Below are 227 nucleotides of genomic sequence, written 5' to 3'. Positions count from 1 at the left end.
CGGTGGCGGAGGCCAGCCGGTCCTTCGACCTGTCACCATCGGAGATCGAGGGGTGGGTTGATGACGCGAAGCGGGGGATGGAGAATTCCCTGCGGGCGAACCCGCTCGACATCCGCGAGCAATACGAGAAGCAGTTGAAGGATCTTCAGGAGGCCTATGGCGAGGCCATGCTGGAGTTGCGCGCGCGAAAAAAATACCAGGCCCTGCTGGATGCACAGGACGACAAA

1 protein-coding gene is annotated in these 227 nt (G+C 61.2%); it reads left to right on the top strand.

Annotated features, from left to right (window positions below; translation table 11 throughout):
- A partial coding sequence (locus CG50_RS16035) for a hypothetical protein (RefSeq protein WP_036640691.1) occupies positions 1-227 on the top strand: 227 nt, incomplete at both ends.

Origin of the sequence: Paenirhodobacter enshiensis, from assembly GCF_000740785.1 — a bacterium.
In the GTDB taxonomy this organism is placed as follows: Bacteria; Pseudomonadota; Alphaproteobacteria; order Rhodobacterales; family Rhodobacteraceae; genus Rhodobacter; species Rhodobacter enshiensis.
Note: the sequence above shows the minus strand (reverse complement) of the source record. Positions and strands in the feature narration are given on the sequence as shown.